General features: G+C 74.6%; 18 protein-coding genes. 8 read left to right on the top strand and 10 right to left on the bottom strand.

The window, feature by feature from the left end:
• The 3 genes from AB6N24_RS06040 to AB6N24_RS06050 form a co-directional block, all read right to left on the bottom strand.
• Positions 1–909 (bottom strand): DUF881 domain-containing protein, encoded by a 909-nt coding sequence (locus AB6N24_RS06040; RefSeq protein WP_412868516.1) that lies wholly within the window; start codon positions 907–909, stop codon positions 1–3.
• 44 nt (positions 910–953) lie between these two features.
• Positions 954–1,541, bottom strand: coding sequence for a cardiolipin synthase ClsA (clsA, locus tag AB6N24_RS06045; RefSeq protein WP_412868517.1), 588 nt, complete (start codon positions 1,539–1,541; stop codon positions 954–956).
• Positions 1,542–1,698: 157 nt separating this feature from the next.
• Positions 1,699–3,156, bottom strand: coding sequence for an RNB domain-containing ribonuclease (locus AB6N24_RS06050; RefSeq protein WP_412868518.1), 1,458 nt, complete (start codon positions 3,154–3,156; stop codon positions 1,699–1,701).
• A gap of 114 nt (positions 3,157–3,270) precedes the next feature.
• Here AB6N24_RS06050 and AB6N24_RS06055 point away from each other — a divergent pair, with 114 nt between their 5' ends.
• Complete coding sequence (locus AB6N24_RS06055; protein ID WP_412868519.1) at positions 3,271–3,690, top strand: CoA-binding protein; 420 nt, start codon at positions 3,271–3,273, stop codon at positions 3,688–3,690.
• A 214-nt stretch (positions 3,691–3,904) separates the two neighbouring features.
• A complete protein-coding gene (locus AB6N24_RS06060) occupies positions 3,905–5,731 on the top strand; it encodes a DEAD/DEAH box helicase (protein ID WP_412868520.1) in 1,827 nt (608 codons plus the stop codon).
• 78 nt (positions 5,732–5,809) lie between these two features.
• Here AB6N24_RS06060 and AB6N24_RS06065 read toward each other — a convergent pair whose 3' ends face one another.
• Positions 5,810–8,521: a substrate-binding domain-containing protein gene (locus AB6N24_RS06065; RefSeq protein ID WP_412868521.1), complete on the bottom strand. Its 2,712-nt coding sequence runs from the start codon at positions 8,519–8,521 to the stop codon at positions 5,810–5,812.
• Positions 8,522–8,653: 132 nt separating this feature from the next.
• Here AB6N24_RS06065 and AB6N24_RS06070 point away from each other — a divergent pair, with 132 nt between their 5' ends.
• The 3 genes from AB6N24_RS06070 (at position 8,654) to AB6N24_RS06080 (ending at position 14,609) form a co-directional block, all read left to right on the top strand.
• A complete protein-coding gene (locus AB6N24_RS06070; RefSeq protein ID WP_412868522.1) occupies positions 8,654–9,640 on the top strand; it encodes a LacI family DNA-binding transcriptional regulator in 987 nt (328 codons plus the stop codon).
• Positions 9,641–9,927: 287 nt separating this feature from the next.
• Entirely contained in the window at positions 9,928–12,243 is a 2,316-nt protein-coding gene (locus tag AB6N24_RS06075) for a glycoside hydrolase family 6 protein (protein WP_412868523.1), read from the top strand.
• A 116-nt stretch (positions 12,244–12,359) separates the two neighbouring features.
• Positions 12,360–14,609, top strand: coding sequence for a cellulase family glycosylhydrolase (locus AB6N24_RS06080; RefSeq protein ID WP_489672052.1), 2,250 nt, complete (start codon positions 12,360–12,362; stop codon positions 14,607–14,609).
• 149 nt (positions 14,610–14,758) lie between these two features.
• Here AB6N24_RS06080 and AB6N24_RS06085 read toward each other — a convergent pair whose 3' ends face one another.
• The 5 genes from AB6N24_RS06085 to ku all read right to left on the bottom strand — a co-directional run bounded on the left by AB6N24_RS06085 (position 14,759) and on the right by ku (position 19,256).
• Positions 14,759–15,811, bottom strand: coding sequence for a threonine aldolase family protein (locus AB6N24_RS06085; protein WP_412868524.1), 1,053 nt, complete (start codon positions 15,809–15,811; stop codon positions 14,759–14,761).
• Positions 15,812–15,959: 148 nt separating this feature from the next.
• On the bottom strand, positions 15,960–16,364 hold the full coding sequence (locus tag AB6N24_RS06090; RefSeq protein ID WP_412868535.1) for a Fur family transcriptional regulator: 405 nt from the start codon (positions 16,362–16,364) through the stop codon (positions 15,960–15,962).
• Positions 16,365–16,671: 307 nt separating this feature from the next.
• Positions 16,672–16,953, bottom strand: coding sequence for an HU family DNA-binding protein (locus tag AB6N24_RS06095; protein ID WP_034628582.1), 282 nt, complete (start codon positions 16,951–16,953; stop codon positions 16,672–16,674).
• Between the two features lie 163 nt (positions 16,954–17,116).
• Positions 17,117–18,169, bottom strand: a complete 1,053-nt coding sequence (locus AB6N24_RS06100) for a PHP domain-containing protein (RefSeq protein ID WP_412868525.1) — start codon at positions 18,167–18,169, stop codon at positions 17,117–17,119.
• Positions 18,170–18,173: 4 nt separating this feature from the next.
• Positions 18,174–19,256, bottom strand: coding sequence for a non-homologous end joining protein Ku (gene ku / locus AB6N24_RS06105; protein ID WP_412868526.1), 1,083 nt, complete (start codon positions 19,254–19,256; stop codon positions 18,174–18,176).
• Between the two features lie 109 nt (positions 19,257–19,365).
• Between ku and AB6N24_RS06110 the strand changes: the two genes are divergently transcribed.
• The 3 genes from AB6N24_RS06110 to AB6N24_RS06120 are packed head-to-tail and all read left to right on the top strand — an operon-like array spanning position 19,366 to position 21,835.
• Entirely contained in the window at positions 19,366–20,292 is a 927-nt protein-coding gene (locus AB6N24_RS06110) for an ATP-dependent DNA ligase (protein ID WP_412868527.1), read from the top strand.
• Positions 20,289–21,170, top strand: a complete 882-nt coding sequence (gene ligD, locus AB6N24_RS06115; RefSeq protein ID WP_412868528.1) for a non-homologous end-joining DNA ligase — start codon at positions 20,289–20,291, stop codon at positions 21,168–21,170. Before AB6N24_RS06110 ends, ligD begins: the two co-directional genes overlap by 4 nt.
• Before the next feature lie 41 nt (positions 21,171–21,211).
• Positions 21,212–21,835, top strand: coding sequence for a DUF4126 domain-containing protein (locus AB6N24_RS06120; protein ID WP_412868529.1), 624 nt, complete (start codon positions 21,212–21,214; stop codon positions 21,833–21,835).
• A gap of 136 nt (positions 21,836–21,971) precedes the next feature.
• Here AB6N24_RS06120 and AB6N24_RS06125 read toward each other — a convergent pair.
• On the bottom strand, positions 21,972–22,312 hold a 341-nt coding region (locus AB6N24_RS06125), incomplete at its 5' end, for a TetR/AcrR family transcriptional regulator C-terminal domain-containing protein (RefSeq protein ID WP_412868530.1).

Below are 22,312 nucleotides of genomic sequence, written 5' to 3' on the forward strand. Positions count from 1 at the left end.
TCATCCCCCGGACCCCGCCGGGTCCTGCTGCTCGCCCGTCACGGTACCCGTCGGCGTGCCCGTGCCCACCGGGCCCTCCTCCGCGCCACCCAGGAGAGGGACGCCGAGGGGCACGCTCGCGGACCGCAGGCCCGGACGCGCGGCGGCCGGCAGCGCGAGCTCCGTCTGCGACGAGATGTCGACGCCGATGCCCCAGCTCGCGGTGAGGTCGCTCAGGTACGGACCGACGGTCGACCGCGCGAGGCCCACCTGCATCTTCTGGGTGTCGCCGATCGCCTCGACGACGTACGGCCCGGAGAGCGGGACGAGGTCGACGAGGATCGCGCTGCCCGCGCTGCGGATCGCGGTCGTCGACGTCAGGCGCTGACCGTCGACGGCGATCGCCTCCGCGCCGACCGCCCACAGCCCGTTGACGAGGAGCTGCAGGTCCTGGTCCTGGACGCGCGACAGCGACTCCTCGCCCGGCGCCCGCGGGGGGCCGTCCTTCAACGTGATCCGCAGGCCGGGGCCGGTGACCGGCACCGCACCGGAGACGAGCGAGTCCGCGGCGACCCGCTCCAGCAGCTCGGTGTCCTCGGCCGCGAGCACCGCCGCCTGCAGGTCCGCGATCTCCCTGCTGCGGTCGGCGTTCTCCTCGCGCAGCCGCTCGACGCTCGCGGTGCGCTCCGCGATCTGCTCCTCGAGCAGAGTGCGCGCCGCCAGCACCGACGGCTCGGGGGCCCGCAGCGCCAGGGTCGCCGCCGTCGTCGCGATGCCGAGAGCGACGGCCGTCAGCAGCAGCAGCACGCGACGCGGCCTCGAGCGCGGCGGGTCGCCCTGGCTCCGGCGCCGCTCGGCGACCATCGCGTACCCGGGGTCGAGCGGGCGGCGGATGACCTCGTTGAGCAACGTCATCGACGCGTCCGCCACGCGTGGCACGGTCGTCGGCCGCGGCGCGGGACGGTGCCGGGAGGTCATGCGTCGCTGCGCTCGTCGACGGCGAGGAGGCGGCGCGCCTGGACCACGTAGAGCAGCCCCGCGAACCAGTACAGCGCGAGACCCCACCACGCGAAAGCCCAGCCGAGGACGTAGGAGACGGTCCCGATCGGCGCCCGCCACTCGGCGAGCAGCAGGAGGGGGAAGGCGTAGAGCAGCGCGAACGTGCCGGCCTTGCCGGCGAGGTGGACCGGCAGCGGGCCGTACCCGTGCCGTGCGACGACCGCGAACAGCCCGAGCAGCATCACGTCGCGCGCCACGAGCACGGCGACGAGCCACCACGGGACGAGGTCGCGCCACGCCAGCCCGAGCAGCGTCACGAGGATGAAGAGGCGGTCCGCCGCGGGGTCGAGCATCTGGCCGAGCTTGGAGACCTGGCCGAGGCGCCGGGCCAGGACCCCGTCGAGCCAGTCGCTCGCACCCGAGACCGCGAGCACGACGAGCGCCCACCCGTCGTTGCCGACCGCGATGAGGACCGCGAACACCGGGACGAGCACCAGCCGGACGAGGCTGATCACGTTCGGGACGGTCAGGACGCGATCCGAGACGGCACCCTGCTCGGTCACTGCCTCCCCTGACGTCGACCCGGATGGACGGGGACGATCCTATGCGCGAGCGCGGGCGCGCCGGACCGGCACACGCGGGGCACCGGCGGCCACCCGGGGGGACGCCCGGTCCGTCGCCCGTCCGCGTGCGGTCGCCGCCCGCCGGTCCCGGGACGCCTCAGCGTCGCGCGCGTGCCGCCGGTGCGTGCGGAGCGGTCCCGTCGAGCGTGAAGCGGACGTCGCGCGCACCGACGTCGGCGCGCGCGAGACGCACCCGGACGTGCTCGCCGACGGGCAGGTCGTCGCCGTCGCAGCGGGCCACGACGGCGGGGTCCGTGAGCTGCACGGTGTCGTGGTCGAGCGCCACCCCGTCGAACACCGCGCCGACGTGCGCGGCCAGCACCGCCGCCTCGACGACGTCGGTGCACGCGCGGTCGACCGCCGACGACCGCCGGGAAGCAAGCGCCATCTCCTCGCCGAGCGTCGGCAGCGCCGCCGTGACCCACCCCGGGACCTCCCGGCCGGCGTGGGCCGCGAGGCTCACCTCGAGGCCGTACCGGTCGACGAGCCGGCGCAGCGGCGCCGTCACGTGCGCGTACGGCGCCGCGATCGCGCCGTGCAGCACCTGCGCGGGCGGGGTGCCGTCGAACGGCGTCCACGCCGCCCCGCGGAAGAGCGCGGTCGCGGCGGACAGGAACGCGGCCGTCGCCGGCTCGGCGTGGTCGAGCCGGGCGAGCACGTCGCCGTACTCCTCGCCGTCGGCCCAGGCGACGCCCAGGGCCCGCGCCTGGCGCCGCAGCCGGGCGAGCGCCTCGTCGTCGGCCGGGGGCATCGTCCGCAGCACCCCCACCCCGGCGTCGAGCATGAGTCCCGCGGCGGCCATCCCCGTGAGCAGCGAGATCTGCGCGTTGTGGTCCTCGACCGGCAGCGGCGCCCGATACTCGAGGCGCCAGCCGTCACCGTCGGGCACGACCTCCTGCTCCGGGCGCCCCAGCGAGACACCCCCGCGGGCCCGTTCCTGCTGCGCGCGCAGCGTCCCGATCTCCGCGAGGAGGGTCGGCAGGTCGTCGCGGCCCGCCGAGCCGAGTGCCGCCTGGACCCCGGCGTAGTCGAGCTGCTCGCGGCTGCGGACCAGGCCGCGACGCACGTCCGTCGAGGTCACCGTCCCGTCCGCGTCGAGGTCGAACGTCCACACGACGGCGAGCCGCTCGACGTCGGCGAGCAGCGACGCCGCACCCTCGGACAGCTCCTCGGGGTGCAGCGGGACGCGCCCGTCCGGGCAGTACACGGTCTCCCCGCGCCGGTGCGCCTCGGCGTCGATCGCGCCGCCCGCGCGGACGAACGCGGCGACGTCCGCGATCGCGTACCGCACCCGGAAGCCGGCCGGCCGGCGGGCCAGGTGCACCGCCTGGTCGAGGTCGGTCGAGCCGGGAGGGTCGACCGTCACGAACGGGACGTCGCGCAGGTCGGTGCGCTCGTCCGCGTACGGGTCGGTGCCCGCCGTCGCTGCGGCGTGCGCCTCGGCGAGCACCTCGGCGGGCAGCTCCTCCGGCACCTCGAGCTCACGGCGGACGGCGGCGAAGGCCCCGCGCAGGACGTCGCCGTCGGCGGCCAGGGTCAGCGATGGTCTCGGCACGCCCTCACAGTAGGGCCGGTCATCGAGGCCCGCCGGGCGCCCGGCTGCGCCGTTCCGCGAGGCCTGCCGCGCACACCCCCTGTGCCGGGCGGGCCTCTGTGGTTCGCTGGACCGGTGAGCCACGTCAACGACCCCGAGGTGATCCACCGGCTCCTGACGAGCCCGGCGCGGTGGGCGGTGGTCGGGCTGTCGACCAACCGCGCACGCGCCGCGTTCGGCGTCGCGGCCTACGTCCAGGGCACGCTCGGGCACGAGATCGTCCCGGTCCACCCCCGGGCGGAGACCGTCCACGGCGCACCGGGGTACCGGGCGCTCGCGGACGTCCCCGGGCACGTGGACGTGGTCGACGTCTTCGTGAACTCGCAGCTCGCCGGGGCCGTCGTCGACGAGGCGATCGCGATCGGCGCCGGTGCGGTGTGGCTGCAGCTCGGCGTCGTCGACGAGGAGGCCGCGCAGCGCGCGCTCGACGCGGGCCTCGCGGTGGTCATGGACACGTGCCCGGTCATCGAGGGGCGGCGCAGCGGCCTGGCCTGACGAGGCGGGGCCCGTGTGCCCGACGTCACCCCCGGTCACCACGCCAGGACCGCGACCGCCCGGTAGTCTGGGAGCACCCCCGGAGTTTGTCGCGCTTCCCTCGTGTGTCTGTGCCGGTGTCCGCACCGTCGATGTGTTCGGGACAAGCGACCTCCTGGACGGCCCTCCTGGCCGGCCACGACGCCACTCCCCCGCACACGATCGGTGATCCCACATGACCATGACAGACCCCACCCTGCCCGCGACCGCCCCCAGCGGCCCCGCCTTCGCCGACCTCGGCCTCCCTGAGGCCCTCGAGCGCGCGATCGCCGACCTCGGCTTCGAGACGCCGTCCGCGATCCAGGCCGAGGCCATCCCGGCGCTGCTCGCCGGCCGCGACATCACGGGCGTCGCCCAGACCGGTACCGGCAAGACAGCCGCGTTCGGCCTGCCGCTCCTCGCCGCGATCGACCCCGAGCTCCGCCAGGTCCAGGCCCTCGTGCTGACCCCGACGCGTGAGCTCGCGATGCAGGTCGCCGAGGCCATCGAGTCCTTCGCCCGGCACCTGCCCGGCGTCGAGGTCGTCGCGGTCTACGGCGGCTCCCCGTTCCTGCCGCAGCAGCGTGCGCTGGCCCGTGGCGCGCAGATCGTCGTCGGCACGCCCGGCCGCGTCATGGACCACCTCGACCGGCGCACGCTGCGCCTGGACGACGTGCGCTTCCTGGCCCTTGACGAGGCCGACGAGATGCTGCGCATGGGCTTCGCGGAGGACGTCGAGAAGATCTTCGCGTTCGCCCCGACGCAGCGCCAGGTCGCGCTGTTCTCGGCGACGATGCCGCCCGCGATCCGCCGCGTCGCCGCGCACCACCTCACGGACCCGGTCGAGATCACGGTCTCCCGCCAGTCGTCGACCGTCACCGACATCCGCCAGACGTACGCGGTCGTCCCGTTCCGCCACAAGACCGGTGCGCTCGCACGCGTCCTCGCGGTGTCCGACGCCGAGGCGGCCATCGTCTTCGTGCGGACCCGCGGTGCGGCCGAGGAGGTCGGCAGCGCCCTCGTCGAGCGCGGCATCCCTGCGGCGTACATCTCGGGCGAGGTCGCGCAGGGCGACCGCGAGAAGATCGTCGAGCGTTTGCGCAACGGCACGCTCGACGTGCTCGTCGCGACCGAGGTCGCCGCGCGCGGGCTCGACGTCGACCGCATCGGGCTCGTCGTCAACTTCGACGTGCCCACCGAGCCCGAGGCGTACGTGCACCGCATCGGCCGCACCGGCCGCGCCGGGCGCACCGGCGAGGCGCTCACGTTCGTGACCCCGAGCGAGCAGCACCGCCTGCGCGCGATCGAGCGGACGACCCGCCAGCGCCTCGAGGAGATCCAGATCCCCTCGCCCGCCGACGTCTCCGCGCACCGCGTGACGAAGCTGCTGGGTCAGGTCGAGGAGCGCGCCGCCCTCGGCCGTCTCGACCTCTACCGCACCGCGGTCGGCGAGTACCTCGCCGCGAACCCGGGCGTCGACCCGGTCGAGCTCGTCTCCGTCCTGGCGGCGCTCGCCGTCGGCGACACCGGCCCGAGCGCGCGCCCGACGCACGGCGACGACCTGGACGACGCGCTGTCCCGCGCGTCGCTGTCCCCCGAGCGTGACGGGCAGCGGTCCTCCGCGTCCGGCTCCGGCCCGCGCCGCACCAGCCACCGCCCCGACGGCGCGCTCCGCTACCGCATCGCGGTCGGGCACACGCACGGCGCCCAGCCGGGCGCGATCGTCGGTGCGCTCACGAACGAGGGCGGGCTGACCGGCAAGGACCTCGGGAAGATCGACATCTTCCCGAGCTTCTCGCTCGTCGAGATCCCGGGCGGTCTGACCCCGGAGGCGTTCGACCGCATCGGGCGCGCGCGGGTCGCCGGCCGTCCGCTGCGCATCCGCGTCGACGAGGGACCGGGCCCGCGCAGCGGCCAGGGCGCCTCGCGGCCGACCGGCCCGAGCACCCACCGTGGCGAGCGCCGCCCCGAGAACCGCTCGGACTCGCGCGAGCGTCACATCCGCCCGCACGCCGCTCGCTGAGCCGGCGGGCCACCCGGCCCGAGCTCGCCCGCAGCACGACCCGGCCCCCGGCCGCCCCCGACGAGCGCGCTGTCTCGATCAGCGCACGGTCGAGCGGCGCCGGGGGTCGGGCTGCGTCTGGGCCCGCAGGAGCGCGATGTCTGCCTCGCGCAGGGCGTCGTCGGCGTCGTTGAAGCGCTGGATGCTCGACAGGACGCCCACGGCGACGTCGACGCCGAGGTCGGTCCGCACGTGGGTGAGCAGCTCCTCGACGCGCACCGGGTCGCCGCCCGCACCGACGTCGTCGAGCAGCACCGCGAACTCGTCCTGCCCGAGCCGCGCCGCCGAGTCCCCCTCGTGCAGCGCGCGCCGCAGCCGGCGCACGACCTCGCGCCGCACCTCGACGTCCCCGTCGCCCAGCTCGGTGCCGTCGTCGCGCAGCGGGTGACCCGGCTCCGCGACGACGCGCAGGAGCACGACCGTGCAGTCGAAGTCCCCCGAACGGCGCGTGCGCTTGATCGCGGCGCCGAGCCGGTCGAGGAAGAGCATGCGGTTCGCGAGACCGGTCTCGGGGTCGCGCAGCGCGTTGCGGCGCAGCGCGAGCTCCTGCTCCTTGCGCTCGGTCATGTCGACGAGCGCGCCCACCAGGCGGGCCGGGCACCCCGCGTCGTCGAGCACGGTGACCGCACGGCACATCATCCAGCGGTAGTCGCCCGACGACGTGCGCACGCGGTGCTCGAGCTCGAGCGGCGTCCGCGCCCCGCCGAGCTGCGCGGCGATCGACGCGGAGAGCTCGTCGCGGTCGTCGGGGTGCACCCGCTCGAGCCACTCCGTCGGGGACGCACCGATCTCGTCCTCCTCGTAGCCGAGCGTCTGCTTCCACCGCGGCGAGTAGTAGACCGTGCCCGCGGACACGTCCCAGTCCCACGTGCCGTCCTGGGCCGCCATCGACGCGAGCGCGTACCGCTCCTCGCTCGCCCGCACGGTGTCGGCCAGGGCTCGCTCGCGCGCCGCCGCCTGCTCCAGGGCCCGCCGCTGGTCGCGCAGCGAGGCGACGAGCCGCTCCTGGTCGAGCGCGACCGCGAGCAGGGCGGCCCAGTGGTTGTACTTGTCCCGCGCGCTCGTCATGCGGGTCTCGACGTTCCCGTCGATCGCGAGCAGGCCCCAGTCGCTGCCGCCGAACGTCACGGGGATGACGAACGTGAGCTCGGTGCTCCCGATCGTCCCCGCGCGGGTGAGCGCCGGGGGCGGGAACTGGCTCGCGGGCGTGCGCAGCCCGATGAGGCGCGAGAGCGTGCCGGATGTGTCGTTCACGCCGACGATCTCGATCTCCCGGTCGCCCGGCGAGCGCTCGTGACCGACCCACAGGCCCAGGCACGCCGGCCCGCGCACGGCCCGCGGCAGCCAGGTCAGCGCGCGGGGGCTCGGGCCCTTGCCGCGCAGGAGGTCCATGTCGACCTCGTACTGGTCGGCGATCGTCCGCTCGAGGTAGCCGCTGCGGGCGAGCATCGGCCGGGTGCAGCCCTTGGTGAGCGTGAGCAGCACCTCGGTCGTCACCCGCCGGAGCACGGGCAGCCGGTCGGACGTCGGTGGGAGCGCGCCCATGAGCTCGCTCTCGAGGTCGCGGACCGCCGAGACCAGCTGCTCGAGCGCCTCCGGGTGCGGCTGCAGGGCCGACGTGAGGTCCGCGAGCCGGCCGAGGGCGACACCCGAGGGCGCCGACCCGCGCTCGGCGGCCGCGGCGATCGGGTCGACCACCGCGTGCAGCCAGCTCGTGCGCGCCTCGTCGCCCGCCCGGCGCGTGCCCGCCGCCGCCGACGGTCCGGCGAAACCGGTGTCGGACAGGCGCCGCAGCCGCGCCCGGGCCGGGGTCGAGCCGTACGTGTCGAGCGCCCCGTCGTCGTGGCACGCGTCGGGCGTCGCGCTCGGCTCGCCGCAGCCGCAGGACTCGCGCGTCACGAGCGTGGCCGGTGCCCGGTGCGCACCCGTGGCGACCTCCTCGCCCCGCAGACGCGCCAGCAGCAGCTTGACCGCGAGCTCCCCGACGCGGTCGTTGTGCGGGTCGACCGTCGACAGGCGCGGGACGAGGCGCGCGCCGCTCTCGGTGTGGTCGAACCCGACGACCGCCTGGTCGCGGGGCAGCACGAGGCCGCTCGCCCGCAGCGCCCGCAAGAAGCCGATGGCGTTGCGGTCCGTCGCCGCGACCGTCGCCGTGGTCGGCACCCCGGCCGCGAGGAACCGGGCCGCCGCGTCCGCGCCGCCCTGCTCGTGGTTGTCGACCGTCTCGTAGAACCACTCGGGGTCCGGCTCGACGCCGTGCTCCGCGAGCGTGTCGCGGTACGCCTCGTAGCGCTCGCGGATGTCGCGCTGCGCGAGGTTCCCGACGAAGGAGATCCGGGTGTGGCCGTGCTCGAGGAGGTGCTCGACGGCCGCGCAGACGCCGCCCGCGTTGTCGGGGACGACCACGGGCGCGGGGAGCTGCGTCTCGTCCTCGCTGATCATGACGACCGGGCGGCCCCACTCCTGGACCGACGCGAGCCGGTCGTGGCGTACCGCCTTCGCGATGATGATGATGCCGTCGACCGCGCCGAGCGCGACCGGCACCTCGAGCAGGGGCTCGTCGGGGTAGCGCTCGCGGTCGAGGCCCGCGGGGTAGGTCTGCACCGCGACGACGCGGTGACCCGACGTGCGTGCCGCCCGGGAGACGCCGGCGATGAGCCCGCCGAAGTAGAAGCCCCCGACGACCGGGGACAGGACGCCGATGGTGCGCCGAGCGCTCGCCGCCACCGGGCCGCGCCGAATCGTGCCCATGCACACTCCTCGTCCACGTCATCGGAGCCGAGACGATGCGCTCGCACGCATCGGGCGACACACTAGGCGATTGTGGTCACACCCGCAGCAGACAGCCCAGGATCGCTCTCCCGCCGCCCCACGATCTCCGACGTGGCTCGTGCGGCGGGCGTGTCGATCGCCGTCGTGTCGTACGCGCTGAACGGTCGGCCGGGGGTCTCGGCCGCCACGCGCGAGCGGGTCCTGCGGGTCGCGGACGAGTTCGGCTGGCGCCCGAGCGCGGCGGCGCGCTCGATGCGGACGGGCCCCCGCGCGGTCGGTCTCGTGCTCAGCCGCGGGGCCGGGGCCGCCGCGCACGCGACGTCGTTCCTCGACTTCGTCACGGCGACGCAGGACGTCGTGGCGCAGCGGGGGCTCGCGCTCGTGCTGCAGATCGTGGACTCGGCCGAGGCGGCGGTCACGACGTACCGCGAGTGGTGGGCCGAGCGGCGGTTCGACGTCATGGTCGTCACCGACGTCCTGACGCAGGACCCGCGGGTCGAGGCGCTGCGCCGCATGCGCGCGCCGGCCGTGGTGCTCGGTCCCCCGTCCGTCGCGCAGGGCCTGGCGTCGGTCTCGCTCGACGAGGACGAGGCCTACTCGCGGGTCGCGCACTACCTGCTCGAGCTCGGCCACCACGACGTCGCTGCCGTCACGGCCCCGGCCACGCTGCACCGCACCCGGCTGCGGCTCGACGCGCTGGGGCGGGCGATGGACGCGGTCGGCGGCACGCTCGTGCACGAGGCGACCAACGCGACGCCGGAGGAGGCCGCGGCGGCGACGCGACGCCTGCTCACGGCGCCGGTCCCCCCGTCGGTCGTCGTGTACGACTCGGACCAGATGGCGGTCGCGGCGCTCGACGTGGCGCGCCGGACCGGGCTCGAGGTGCCCTGGGACCTGTCGATCCTCGCGGGCAGCGACTCCGCGCTGTGCCGGCTCGCGACGCCGTCGATCACGACGCTCCCGCTCCCCCTCGGCGACCTGGGCACGGCCGCGGGCGAGGCGGTCCTCGCCGTGCTCGACGGCACACCCGACGTCGAGCGCACGGTCCCGATCGGCGGTATCGCGGTGCGCGGCAGCACGGGCCCGCGCTCGCGCTGACCTGCGCGCGCCGCTGTGCGGCAGCGCGCTGACCAGCACTTACACGATCCCGCGGCGGCCGCGCACGAGCGCGGGCGCGCCGTCGCGCGGTCCCGCGGTCCGGTCGCGAGAGGCTCCGACAAGGTCACGATTAGGTAACGCGGAAACGCCTAATCGCTTCACCCGCTGCCCGCGCCGCGTCACCGCGTGTGAGGTTCACGGCAGTCGCCGAGGACTCACCCCGGGCGACTCGTGCCCGGACCCTCCTGCTACGGGACCGGCACGCCGATCCCAACCCGGAGGACCGTGTGTCCAAGATCCCCAAGCGGCTGAGGGCCGCCACCACCGCCGCCGCCGCGGCGGCACTCGTCATCGCGCCGCTCACGTTCGTCGCGACCGGCGCCCAGGCGGCCGAGGCGCACGTCGACAACCCGTTCGCGGGTGCGACGCAGTACGTCAACCCGACCTGGTCGGCAGCGGTTGAGAGCGCTGCCACGCGCGCCTCGGACCCGGCGCTCGCCGCGAAGATGCGCGCGATCAAGAACCAGCCGACGGCCGTGTGGATGGACCGCATCAGCGCCATCGCCGGCAACGCCGACGGCAACGGGCTGAAGTTCCACCTCGACAACGCCGTCGCGCAGAAGAAGGCCGGCACGCCGATCGTCTTCAACCTCGTCATCTACGACCTGCCGGGTCGCGACTGCTTCGCGCTCGCGTCGAACGGCGAGCTGCCCGCCACGGACGCCGGGCTCGCGCGCTACAAGACCGAGTACATCGACCCGATCGCGGCGCTCCTGGCCGACCCGAAGTACCAGGACATCCGCGTGGCGGCCGTGATCGAGCCGGACTCGCTGCCGAACCTCATCACGAACATCTCGGAGCCGACCTGCCAGCAGTCGGCGCCGTACTACCGCGAGGGCGTCAAGTACGCGCTCGACAAGCTGCACGCGATCCCGAACGTCTACAACTACATCGACGCGGCCCACTCGGGCTGGCTCGGCTGGGACTCCAACGCGGGCCCGGCGGCCAAGCTCTTCGCCGACGTCGCCAAGACGACCCAGGCCGGCTTCGCCTCGATCGACGGCTTCGTCACGAACACGGCCAACTCGACGCCGCTCGAGGAGCCGTTCCTGACCGACTCGACCAAGCAGGTCGGCAGCGGTCAGGTCCGCTCGGCCAAGTACTACGAGTGGAACCCCGACTTCGACGAGATCGACTGGACGGCGCACCTGCACCGCCTGCTCGTCGCCGAGGGCTTCCCGTCCTCGCTCGGCATGGTCATCGACACCTCGCGCAACGGCTGGGGCGGTCCCGCTCGTCCGACCGCCGTGTCGACGAGCACGACGCTCGACACCTACGTCGACCAGTCGCGCATCGACAAGCGCAACCACCGCGGTGCGTGGTGCAACCCGCTCGGCGCCGGCATCGGTGAGCGCCCGAAGGCCACGCCGTCCGGCTACGCGGCCTCGCACCTCGACGCGTTCGTCTGGGTCAAGCCTCCGGGCGAGTCCGACGGCGCCTCGTCGGAGATCCCGAACGACCAGGGCAAGCGGTTCGACCGCATGTGCGACCCGACGTTCAACTCCCCGAAGCTCGCCGGTGCGCTCACGGGCGCCACGCCCAACGCCCCGCTCGCGGGTCAGTGGTTCGAGGAGCAGTTCGTCACCCTCGTGAAGAACGCGTACCCGGTCATCGAGGGCAACGGCACGGTCGACCCGACCGACACCACCGCCCCCACGACGCCCTCGGGCGTCACGGCCGGCACGGTCACGAACACCACGGTCGCGCTGTCGTGGACCGCCTCGACCGACGCGGTCGGCGTCACGGGCTACGACGTCTACCAGGGCACGACGCGGGTCGGTTCCTCGACCTCGACGAGCCTCACGGTGACGGGCCTCACGGCCAACACGGCGTACTCGTTCACGGTCCGCGCCAAGGACGCCGCCGGCAACGTCTCGTCGCCGTCGACCGCGGTCTCGGTCCGCACGACGAACGACACGACGGTCCCGCCGGTCGACACGACCGCTCCCACGGCGCCCTCGGGCCTCGTGGCCGGCACGGTCACGCAGAACTCCGCCGCGATCTCCTGGACCGCCTCGACCGACGCCGTCGGCGTGACGGGCTACGAGATCTTCAGCAACGGCACGTCCGTGGGCACGTCGGCGACCACGAGCTTCACCGCGACCGGCCTCAGCGCCGCCACGGCGTACTCGTTCACGGTCAAGGCCAAGGACGCCGCGGGCAACGTCTCGGCAGCGTCGACGGCGCTGTCGGTCACCACGAAGCCGGCTGACACGGTCCCGACCGGCACCTGCTCCGTGACCTACGCGGCCAACAGCTGGAACTCCGGCTTCACGGCGTCGGTCAAGGTGAAGAACACCGGGACCACGCCGCTGACCAACTGGAAGCTGACGTTCTCGTTCGCCAACGGCCAGACGGTCCAGCAGGGCTGGAGCGCCACGTGGAGCCAGTCCGGCTCGACGGTCACGGCCGCCGGTGCGTCGTGGAACTCCACGCTCGCCCCCGGTGCGACCGCCGACATCGGCTTCAACGGCAGCCACTCGGGCACGAACAACGCCCCGACCGCGTTCGCGGTCAACGGTGCGGCCTGCACGAACGGCTGACACCCGCACGACCGTCGGCCGTGGTCCCCGCCCGCTCGGGCGGGGACCACGGCTCGGCACCCCGGACCACCAGCACCAGCACCAGCACCAGCACCACCGAACCGGAGGACCCCGTCGTGTCCCACGCCCCCTGGTCGACGGCCCCGCGCCGCCTGCGCGCCGCGGTCTCGGCCGCCGCCGCCGCCGCGGTCCTCGCCGGCCCGATGGTCCTCGCGGCTCCCGCGCAGGCCGCCCCCACGCAGGACTGGCTCCACGTCGAGGGCAACCAGATCGTCGACGAGGCCGGCCAGGAGGTCTGGCTGACCGGCGTGAACTGGTTCGGGTTCAACGCGAGCGAGCGCGTGTTCCACGGCCTGTGGTCCGCGAACCTCGAGCAGACGACGAAGGCCATGGCGGACCGCGGCCTCAACGTCGTGCGCGTGCCGATCTCCGCGCAGCTCCTCCTCGAGTGGTCCCAGGACACGACCGTCGCGGCACCGAACGTCAACACGTTCGCGAACCCGGACCTGGTCGGCCTGGACAACCTCGAGATCTTCGACCGGTTCCTCGAGCTGTGCGAGAAGTACGGCCTCAAGGTGTTCCTCGACCTGCACAGCGCCGAGGCGGACAACTCCGGGCACGTCTACCCGATGTGGTGGAAGGGCTCCATCACCACCGAGAAGGTCTACGAGGCGTGGGAGTGGGTCACCGCCCGGTACCGGACGAACGACACGATCATCGGCGCCGACGTCAAGAACGAGCCGCACGGCTCCTTCTCGGAGCCCGAGTTCGCGAAGTGGAACGACACCACCGACGCGGACAACTTCAAGCACTTCGCCGAGACCGCCGGCAAGCGGATCCTCGCGATCAACCCGAACCTGCTGATCTTCGTCGAGGGCACCGCGGTGTACCCGAAGGACGGCGCGAGCTGGACGTCGAAGAACAAGGACGACTGGTACAACACGTGGTGGGGCGGGCAGCTGCGCGGCGTCGCCGACCACCCGATCGACCTCGGGGCGAACCAGGACCAGCTCGTGTACTCCCCGCACGACTACGGCCCGCTCGTGTTCGAGCAGCCCTGGTTCACGGGCACGTGGGACGCGACGACGCTCGAGCGCGACGTGTGGGACCCGAACTGGCTCTACATCCACAAGCAGGACATCGCACCGCTGCTCATCGGTGAGTGGGGCGGCTTCATGGACGGCGGCCCGAACCAGAAGTGGATGACGGCGCTGCGCGACCTCATCGCGAAGTACCGCCTGCACCACACGTTCTGGGTCCTCAACCCGAACTCGGGCGACACCGGCGGGCTGCTGGGCAATGACTGGGTCTCGTGGGACGAGGCGAAGTACGCGCTCGTCGAGCCGGCGCTGTGGGCGGAGGGCGGCAAGTTCGTCAGCCTCGACCACCAGGTCAGGCTGGGTGGCGCGGCCAGCACGACCGGCATCTCGCTGAGCGAGGCGACGGGCGGCGGCGAGCCGACCGACACCACGGCGCCGTCGGTCCCGACGGGCGTGACCGTCGGCGCGACGACCGCGTCGAGCGTCGCGCTGACCTGGACCGAGTCGACCGACGCCGGCTCGGGCGTGGCGGGCTACGAGGTCTACCGCGGCACGACGCGCGTCGGGACGTCGACCTCCACGTCCTTCACCGCGACCGGGCTCACGGCGGACACCGCCTACTCCTTCACGGTGCGGGCCACGGACCGCGTGGGCAACGTCTCCGCCGCCTCGGCCGCGGTGACCGCCCGCACCAGGGCCGCCACCACGCCGACCGACACCACGGCACCGAGCGTGCCGACGGGGCTGCGGGCCGGCACAGGCACCTCCACGTCGGTGGCTCTCGCCTGGGACGCCTCGACCGACGAGGCGGGCGGCAGCGGGGTCACCGGGTACGACGTGTACCGCGGGACGACGCTCGTCGGCACCAGCACGACGACCACGCTCGGGGTGAGCGGGCTCAGCCCCGCCACGGCGCACACCTTCACGGTCCGCGCCAAGGACGTCGCCGGGAACGTCTCGGCCGCGTCGGCGCCGCTCGCGGTGACCACGCCGCCGGACCGGGCCACGGGTGCGTGCACCGTGAGGTACACCGCGAACGGCTGGAACGCCGGCTTCACGGGGACCGTGCGGCTCACGAACACCGGCACCTCGGCGCTGTCGAGCTGGTCGCTCGGGTTCGCGTTCCCGTCGGGGCAGACGGTGACGCAGGGCTGGAGCGCGACGTGGGCCCAGACCGGGACCGCCGTCACCGCGACGTCGTTGCCCTGGAACGGGAGCCTCGCACCCGGCGCGAGCGTCGAGATCGGCTTCAACGGCGCCCACACCGGGACCAACACCGCACCCACCGCGTTCACGCTGAACGGAGCGACGTGCACCGCCGGCTGACCGCCGGCCCCTGAGCACAGGTGCGGGGGGCGGGCGGATCGCCCCCCGCACCTGTCCCCACGTGTCACCCCCCGTGAAGTCCGGGTGACAGCAGCGAGGCCCCGCGCGACCGGTCCCCCCACCGGCCGCGCGGGGCCTCGTGCGTGCGGTCAGACGCGTGCCAGCTCGGCCTCGAGCGCCGCGACGAAGCCGTCGACGTCGTCCTCGGTGGTGTCGAACGAGCACATCCAGCGCACCGCGCCCGTGGCGCGGTCCCAGTCGTAGAAGCGCCGGACCTCACGCAGCCGCTCCGCGACCGGCGGCGGGACGGCCGCGAACACCGCGTTGGCCTGGGTCGGCAGCGTCAAGGTGACGCCGTCGAGCCGCTCGACGCCGGCGCGGAGCCGGGCCGCCATCGCGTTGGCCCGCCGGGCCGAGCGCAGCCACAGGTCGTCCTCGAAGAGCGCGACGAGCTGGGCGGAGACGAACCGCATCTTCGACGCGAGCTGCATGTCGATCTTGCGCAGGAAGTCCACCCCGGTCACGGCCGCGGGGTCGAGCACGACGACGGCCTCGCCGAACATCGCGCCGTTCTTCGTCCCGCCGAGCGACACGAGGTCCACGCCCGCGTCGGTCGTGAACGCGCGCAGCGGCACGTCGAGCCACGCGGCAGCGTTCGCGATCCGGGCGCCGTCCAGGTGCACGCGCATCCCGAGGCCGTGCGCGTGCTCGGTGAGCGCCCGGATCTCGTCGGGGGTGTACGTCGTCCCGAGCTCGGTCGACTGGGTGAGCGAGACGACGCCGGGCTGGGCCCGGTGCTCGTCGCCCCACCCCCACGCGTGGCGGGCGACGAGCTCGGGGGTGAGCTTGCCGTCGGGCGTCGGGACGGTCAGCAGCTTGAGGCCGCCCACCCGCTCCGGGGCGGCGTTCTCGTCGGTGTTGATGTGCGCGGTCTCGGCGCAGATCACGGCGCCCCAGCGCGGGAGCGCCGCCTGCAGCGCGAGCACGTTGGCGCCCGTGCCGTTGAACACGGGGTAGGCGCGCGCGCCGGGGCCGAAGTGCCGGGCGACGACCTCCTGGAGGTGCGCGGTGTACGCGTCGCCGCCGTACGCGGTCTGGTGACCGCCGTTCGCGGCCGCGATCGCAGCGAGGACCTCGGGGTGCACCCCGGCGTAGTTGTCGGACGCGAGCTCGCGCCGCTCGGTGTCGTGCAGTCGGTTCACGCGCCCCAGTCTCTCCCACGCCGGCGCCCGGTCCGTGCGGCGGGGACGCGGCCGGGGTCACGACACCGTGCGGCGGGCGTCGCGGGCTCCCGGACGCGGCCGGACGCGCGACGCGCTCGCGGTCGACCGCTCGATGCGGTCCGGGGCGTCAGTGCTGCGCGGCGCGCGCCGCGCGGCAGTCCGCGCACGTGCCGACGAGCTCGATGGTGTGCTCGACGTCGACGAACGCGTGCGCGGCGGCGATCTGGTCCGCCCACGTCTCCGCGGCGGGCCCGTCGATCTCGACGGTACGTCCGCAGTACCGGCACACGAGGTGGTGGTGGTGGCTGCCGCGGCGCTCGCACCGGCGGTACACCGACTCGCCGTCCTCGCTGCGCAGCACGTCGACCTCGCCGCTCTCCGTGAGCGACTGCACCGCGCGGTAGACGGTCGCCAGACCCGTCGAGGACCCCTGGGCGCGCAGCAGCTCGTGGAGCTGCTGCGCGCTGCGGAACTCGTCGAGCCCGTCGAGGAGCGCGAGGATCTCCGCACGCTGGCGCGTGTTGCGCTGGATCACGGCCACGGGTTCTCCTCCGTCCGGTCACGCCGCGGGTGGGGGTGCGGCCGGGACGAACCGTCCGCACCGGCGATTCTAGGCGAGCGGCACGTGCAGGCCCGGCGCGCGTGGGAGGACACGGTCGTGCGCGGCAGGTTCGTGTGCGCGTCCGTGCGCGGCTGGTCCGTGCGCGCACAGGAACGCGGAGCCGGTCTCCCGCGGGTGCACCGGGCACACGTGGCGCCGCACGGCGCGGGCCCCCGTGCGGTCAGCACGAGGGCCCGGGCCGGTCGGGCGCCCGGATGCGGCGCCCGTGGGTGTGCGACTACTTGGCGACGGCGCGCTTGAGGGCGCTGCCGGCCGTGAGCTTCACGCGGTAGCCGGCGGGGATCTCGAGCTTCTCGCCGGTCTGCGGGTTGATGCCGGTACGAGCGGAACGGTCCGCACGGGAGACTGCGAGCAGCCCGGGGATGGTGACGCTCTCGCCGGCGGAGAGCTGCTCGACCAGGACCTCCTGGAAGGCCTTGAGCGCCGCGTCGGCGGCGGTGTTGGTCAGACCCGCCTTGGCGGCGATGGCCTGGACGAGCTCGGTGCGGTTCACGCTCACGGGATGTGCTCCTTGTAGGTCGGACGTGCCTGCCCGGGCGACACGCCCGGACGTTCAGGCCGCACCCGTGGCGGCGGGGTGGGGACCCCTCCGCCGTCGGCCTGTCGCGGACGACCTTAGTGGCCGCTCAGGCTCGCGCACGCCAGGACGGGCGTCGCGCTCGTCACCCGACCAGGCGCTGCGCCCGGTCGAGGAGCCGCTCGACGGGCCACGCGCACACGATCCGGTCCGGGCCCAGGCCGTGCCGGGCGGCGCGCTCGCAGCCGCTGACCTGCCAATCGAGCTGTCCCGGGGCGTGCGCGTCGGAGTCGATCGTGAACACGCACCCGGCCTCGATCGCGACGTCGAGCAGCGCGTGCGGCGGGTCCAGCCGGTCGGGGCGGCTGTTGATCTCGACCGCGACGCCGTGCGCGGCGCACGCCTCGAACACCGCGCGGGCGTCGAACTCGCTCTCGGGCCGCGGTCGTCCGGTGAGGCGCCGGCCCGTGCAGTGCCCCAGGACGTCGGTGCGCGGGTCGCTGACCGCCGCGACCATGCGCCGGGTCATCTCGTCGCGCCCCATCCGCAGCTTCGAGTGCACCGACGCGACGACCACGTCGAGCTCGTCGAGCAGGTCGGGGTCCTGGTCGAGGGACCCGTCGTCGAGGATGTCGACCTCGATCCCCGTGAGCACCCGGAACGGCCCGACCGCGCGGTTCAGCGCCGCGACCTGCTCGAGCTGAGCCCGCAGCCGCGCGGCGCTCAGCCCGTTCGCGACCGTGAGGCGCGGCGAGTGGTCCGTGATCGCCAGGTACTCGTGGCCCAGGTCGATCGCCGCGAGCACCATCTCCTGCAGCGGGCTCGACCCGTCGCTCGCCTCGGTGTGCGCGTGCAGGTCCCCGCGCAGCGCCGCCCGGAGCTCGGCCCCCGGGCCGGTGTCCGACGCGCGTGCCCCGAGGCGCCGCTCGAGGTCGGCGAGGTAGTCGACCGCTCCCCCGGCCGCCACGTTCGCCGCGACCTGCGCCGTGCGGGCGCCGACGCCCGGGAGGTCGGTCAGGGTCCCTGCTGCGACGCGGGCCTCGACCTCGTCGTCTCCGAGCCGCTCGATCGCGCGCGCCGCCCCGCGGAACGCCTCCGCCCGGTACCCGCTCTCCTGCGCCCGCTCCAGCAGGAACGCGACACGGCGCAGCGTCGCGACGACACGCTCGCGCAGGTCGCCCGTCGAGGCGTCCCCCACGGCCTCAGGACGCCCGGCGCCGCGACGCCGTCTTCGCGGGCTCCTTCGCAGCGCTCGACCGCGCCGTCGACGCGCGCTTCTTCGGGGCCGCGGCCGCGTCGCCGTCGTCGTCGGCCTTCGTGCGGCGCGACCTCGTGCTCGCGGCGGGGGCGTCGTCCTCGGCGCTCGCGGACGCCTTCGACGCGCGCTTCGCCGCCGGCTTGCGCCCCGCACCTGCGTCGCCGTCCTCGTCCGACGAGGCCCGCGTGCGCTTCGCCGGTGCCGGCTCCTCCGCCCCGGTGTCCGCCGCCGCACCGCCGCGCCCCGCGCGGGCCTTCTCGACGCTGCGCTGCAGCGCCGCGAGCAGGTCGACCACCTCGCCGCCCGTGCTCTCGTCCTTCGCGGCCGTCGCCGGGACCTGGCGCGTGCTGCCCGACGAGACCTTCGACTCGATGAGCTGCTCGAGCGCCGCCTGGTAGGAGTCCTCGAAGCCCGAGGGGTCGAAGTCCCCCGCGAGCGACTCGACGAGGGACGACGCCATCGCGAGCTCCTGCGGGCGCACCGTGACGTCGGTGTCGAGGATCGGGAAGTCCGCCTCGCGCACCTCGTCGGGCCACAGCAGCGTCTGCAGGCAGATGACGTTGTCGCGCACCCGGAGCACCGCCATCGACTCCCGCTGACGCAGGGCGACCTTGACGACGGCCATCCGGTCGCTCGCCTCGAGGGCCTCGCGCAGCAGCGCGTAGGGCTTGGCGGACGTCTTCTCCGGCTCGAGGTAGTACGTCTTCGCGAGCAGGATCGGGTCGACCTGCTCGGACGGCACGAACTCGACGACCGAGATCTCGCGCTCGGTCGCGAGCGGCAGCTCCGCGAGGTCCTGGTCGGTCAGCATCACGAGCTCGCCCTCGTCCGTCTCGTAGCCCTTGGCGATGTCGCTGAACTGGACGGTCTCGCCGCACACGCTGCACACCTTGCGGTACCGGATCCGCCCGCCGTCGTCCTTGTGCACCTGGTGCAGCGGGACCTCGTGCTCGCCGGTGGCCGCGTAGAGCTTCACCGGGACGTTGACCAGACCGAAGGCGACGGCACCCTTCCAGATGGCACGCACCGACGACCACCTCCTCGAGCTCCGTGTCGCGCAGCCTCGCCGGTCCGCAGAGCGCGCTCGAGCGCGCGCCGAACACGGCCTACCTGGGCAGGATGGACCCGTGCAGCCCATGCTCGCCACCCCTACGACCTCCGGGTCACCCCTGCCGAGCGGGCCGGGGTGGGCGTTCGAGATCAAGTGGGACGGGGTCCGGGTGCTCGCCGACACCACCGGCGGGCGCCTGCGGCTGCACGCACGCAGCGGCCGGGAGGTCACCGTCGCCTACCCCGAGCTCGCCGCGCTCGCGGACCTCCCGGGTGCCGTGCTCGACGGTGAGGTGGTCGCGATGGCCGACGGGATCCCGTCGTTCGAGGCGCTCGCCTCCCGCATGCACGTGCGCGACGCGGCCCGGGCGGCTGCCCTCTCCCGCACGCTGCCGGTGAGCTACCTCGTGTTCGACGTCCTGCAGCTCTACGGCGTCGACGTGACCCGCCGGACGTTCGACGAGCGCCGCGCGACGCTCGAGCGCCTCGACCTCCCGGCGCCCGCGACGCTCTCCCCCGTCTACCCCGACGGTCCCGACCTGTGGGAGGTCACGCGCGCGCACGGGCTCGAGGGCGTCGTCGCGAAGCGCCGCTCCTCGACCTACCAGCCCGGCCGACGTTCACCCGACTGGCTCAAGGCCGCGCACCGCTCGACACGCACCGCGCTCGTCGCCGGCTGGCGCCCCGAGACGACCGGCTCGGGCCGGCTCGGGGCGGTGCACCTCGCCGCGCCCGCCGCCGACGGACGCCTGCGCTACCTCGGGCGCGCCGGGAGCGGCCTCGCCGGGGAGCTCGGACGGGAGCTGCGGCGCCTGCTGGAGCCGCACGCGCGCGCCGACTCCCCGCTCGACGAGCAGCTCGCGCCCGTCGACCGGCGCGACTCGTTCTGGTGCGAGCCCGTCGTCCAGGTCGACGTCGCGTACCTCGGGCGCACGGGGTCGGGACGGCTGCGCCACCCCGCGGTCCGGGGGGTGCGCGACGAGGTCCCGGTCGACCCGTGGGAGGTGCTGTGACGCCGGAGGACGCCGCCCAGGTGGTCGACGTGGGCGGGCGCCCGGTGCGGCTGACGCACCTCGACCGGGTCATGTACCCGTCGACGGGGACGACGAAGGGCGAGGTGCTGCACTACGTCACGCAGGTCGCCCCCGCGCTGCTGCGCCAGCTCGCGGACCGGCCCGTGACGCGCATCCGGTTCACGGGCGGCGTCGACGGGGAGACGTTCTTCGAGAAGAACCTGCCCGCGTCGGCGCCCGACTGGGTGCGGCGCCAGACGCTGCGCGCCGCCCCCGGGGCCGAGGACGAGGGCAAGGAGCTCACGCTGCCGTTCCTCGACGACCTCGCGTCGGTCGTGTGGGCGACGAACCAGGGAGCGCTCGAGCTGCACACCCCGCAGTGGCGCGTCGGCCCGCGCGGCGGCGTGCGGCGCCCCGACCGGCTCGTCATCGACCTCGACCCCGGACCGCCCGCGGGGCTGGCCGCGTGCGCCGAGGTCGCCCTGCTCGTGCGCGAGAGGCTGCGAGCCGACGGGCTCGAGTGCCGTCCCGTCACGTCGGGCAGCAAGGGCATGCAGCTCTACGCACCGCTGCCGGGGCGGCGCACGGTCATGGAGGTCCGCACGTACGCCCGGGATGTCGCGCACGAGCTCGCGGCCGCGCACCCGGACCTCGTCGTCGCGATCATGCGCAAGGAGCTGCGCGGCGGGAAGGTCCTGCTCGACTGGAGCCAGAACCACCCCGCCAAGACCACCATCACGCCGTACTCGCTGCGCGGTCGGGAGCGCCCGTCGGTGGCTGCGCCCCGGTGGTGGGACGAGATCGGGCCGGGCCTCACGCAGCTCGGTCCCGACGAGGTCGTCCGGCGGCTCGCGGAGGACGGCGACCCGCTCGCCTGAGACCGGGGGCACCGGGGGCACCGGGATGGGATGCTGACCGCATGCTCGAGGCGCTCACCGGCACCGGCCTGGCCACCGCGGCCGGGCTCAACGCGTACGTCCCGCTGCTGGTCATCGGGCTGCTCGGCCGCTGGACCGACCTCGTCGACCCGCCCGTCGGGTGGGAGTGGCTGTCGAACGAGTGGGTCCTCGTCGTGCTCGGGGCGCTCCTGCTGCTCGAGGTGGTGGCCGACAAGATCCCGGGGGTCGACTCGGTGAACGACGTCGTCCAGACGGTCGTGCGCCCCGCCGCCGGCGGCATCGCGTTCGGCGCGGGCTCGTCCTCCCAGACCGCCGTCGTGACCGACCCGGGCGCGTTCGTCGAGTCGGGCCGGTGGGTGCCCGTCGTGATCGGGATCGTCCTCGCGCTCGTGGTGCACGCGGCCAAGTCGACGGCCCGCCCGGTCGTCAACGCCGCGACGCTCGGCCTGGGCGCACCGTTGGCGAGCACCGCGGAGGACGCGACGAGCGTCGGCCTGTCGTTCGCGGCGATCCTGGCCCCGGTGCTCGTGCTGCTGCTCCTCGTCGCGCTGGCCGCAGGGTGGTGGCGGTTCCGTCGCCGGCGAGCCGCTGGGGCTGCGGCCGGTGTGGCGGCCGACGACGCGCCGCCGCCGCGGGTCGGCTGACTGCCCGTCCGGGCGTTCGGCGCCGCCGGGCGCGGCGTCCGCGGACGTGTGCGTCGCTCGTGACGTGTGCGTCACTCGTGACGTGTGCGGCCGTGCGGCGCACCGCAGGAGGACGGTCGAGGTGGTCGGACGGGCCTCAGCCCGGGTGCGCGACCGTGCGCAGGGCGAGGCCGTCGAGGAGCAGCGCGAGGCCGAGCTCGAACCGCTCCTCCGCGTCGCGCTCGCTGCCCGACGCGCCCGGCCCGGCGGGGGCGAGCTGTGCGTGCGACTGCTCGTGCGCGGTGTGCCCGAGCACGTAGTGCACGAGGGCGGCGGCGCCGGCCTCGGCCTGCGCGCCCGGGACCCCCGCGGCCCGCACGCGGTCCGTCAGCGCGGCGACGGTCGGGTCCTCGTCCGAGCGGAGCGCGTACGCCGCCGCGACGACCTCGGCGCCGTCCCGGTGCGCGAGGAGGGTGCGACGCAGGGTGCGCGCCCAGC

Source organism: Cellulomonas jepli (assembly GCF_047229345.1).
Taxonomy (GTDB): Bacteria; Actinomycetota; Actinomycetes; order Actinomycetales; family Cellulomonadaceae; genus Cellulomonas_A.

What these genes read in the sequence shown, in the direction of transcription:
- AB6N24_RS06060 (WP_412868520.1), top strand. Translation starts at nt 3,905, where the DNA reads ATGACCATGACAGACCCCACCCTGCCCGCGACCGCCCCCAGCGGCCCC.
- AB6N24_RS06065 (WP_412868521.1), bottom strand. Translation starts at nt 8,521, where the DNA reads ATGGGCACGATTCGGCGCGGCCCGGTGGCGGCGAGCGCTCGGCGCACC.
- AB6N24_RS06120 (WP_412868529.1), top strand. Translation starts at nt 21,212, where the DNA reads ATGCTCGAGGCGCTCACCGGCACCGGCCTGGCCACCGCGGCCGGGCTC.
- AB6N24_RS06110 (WP_412868527.1), top strand. Translation starts at nt 19,366, where the DNA reads ATGCTCGCCACCCCTACGACCTCCGGGTCACCCCTGCCGAGCGGGCCG.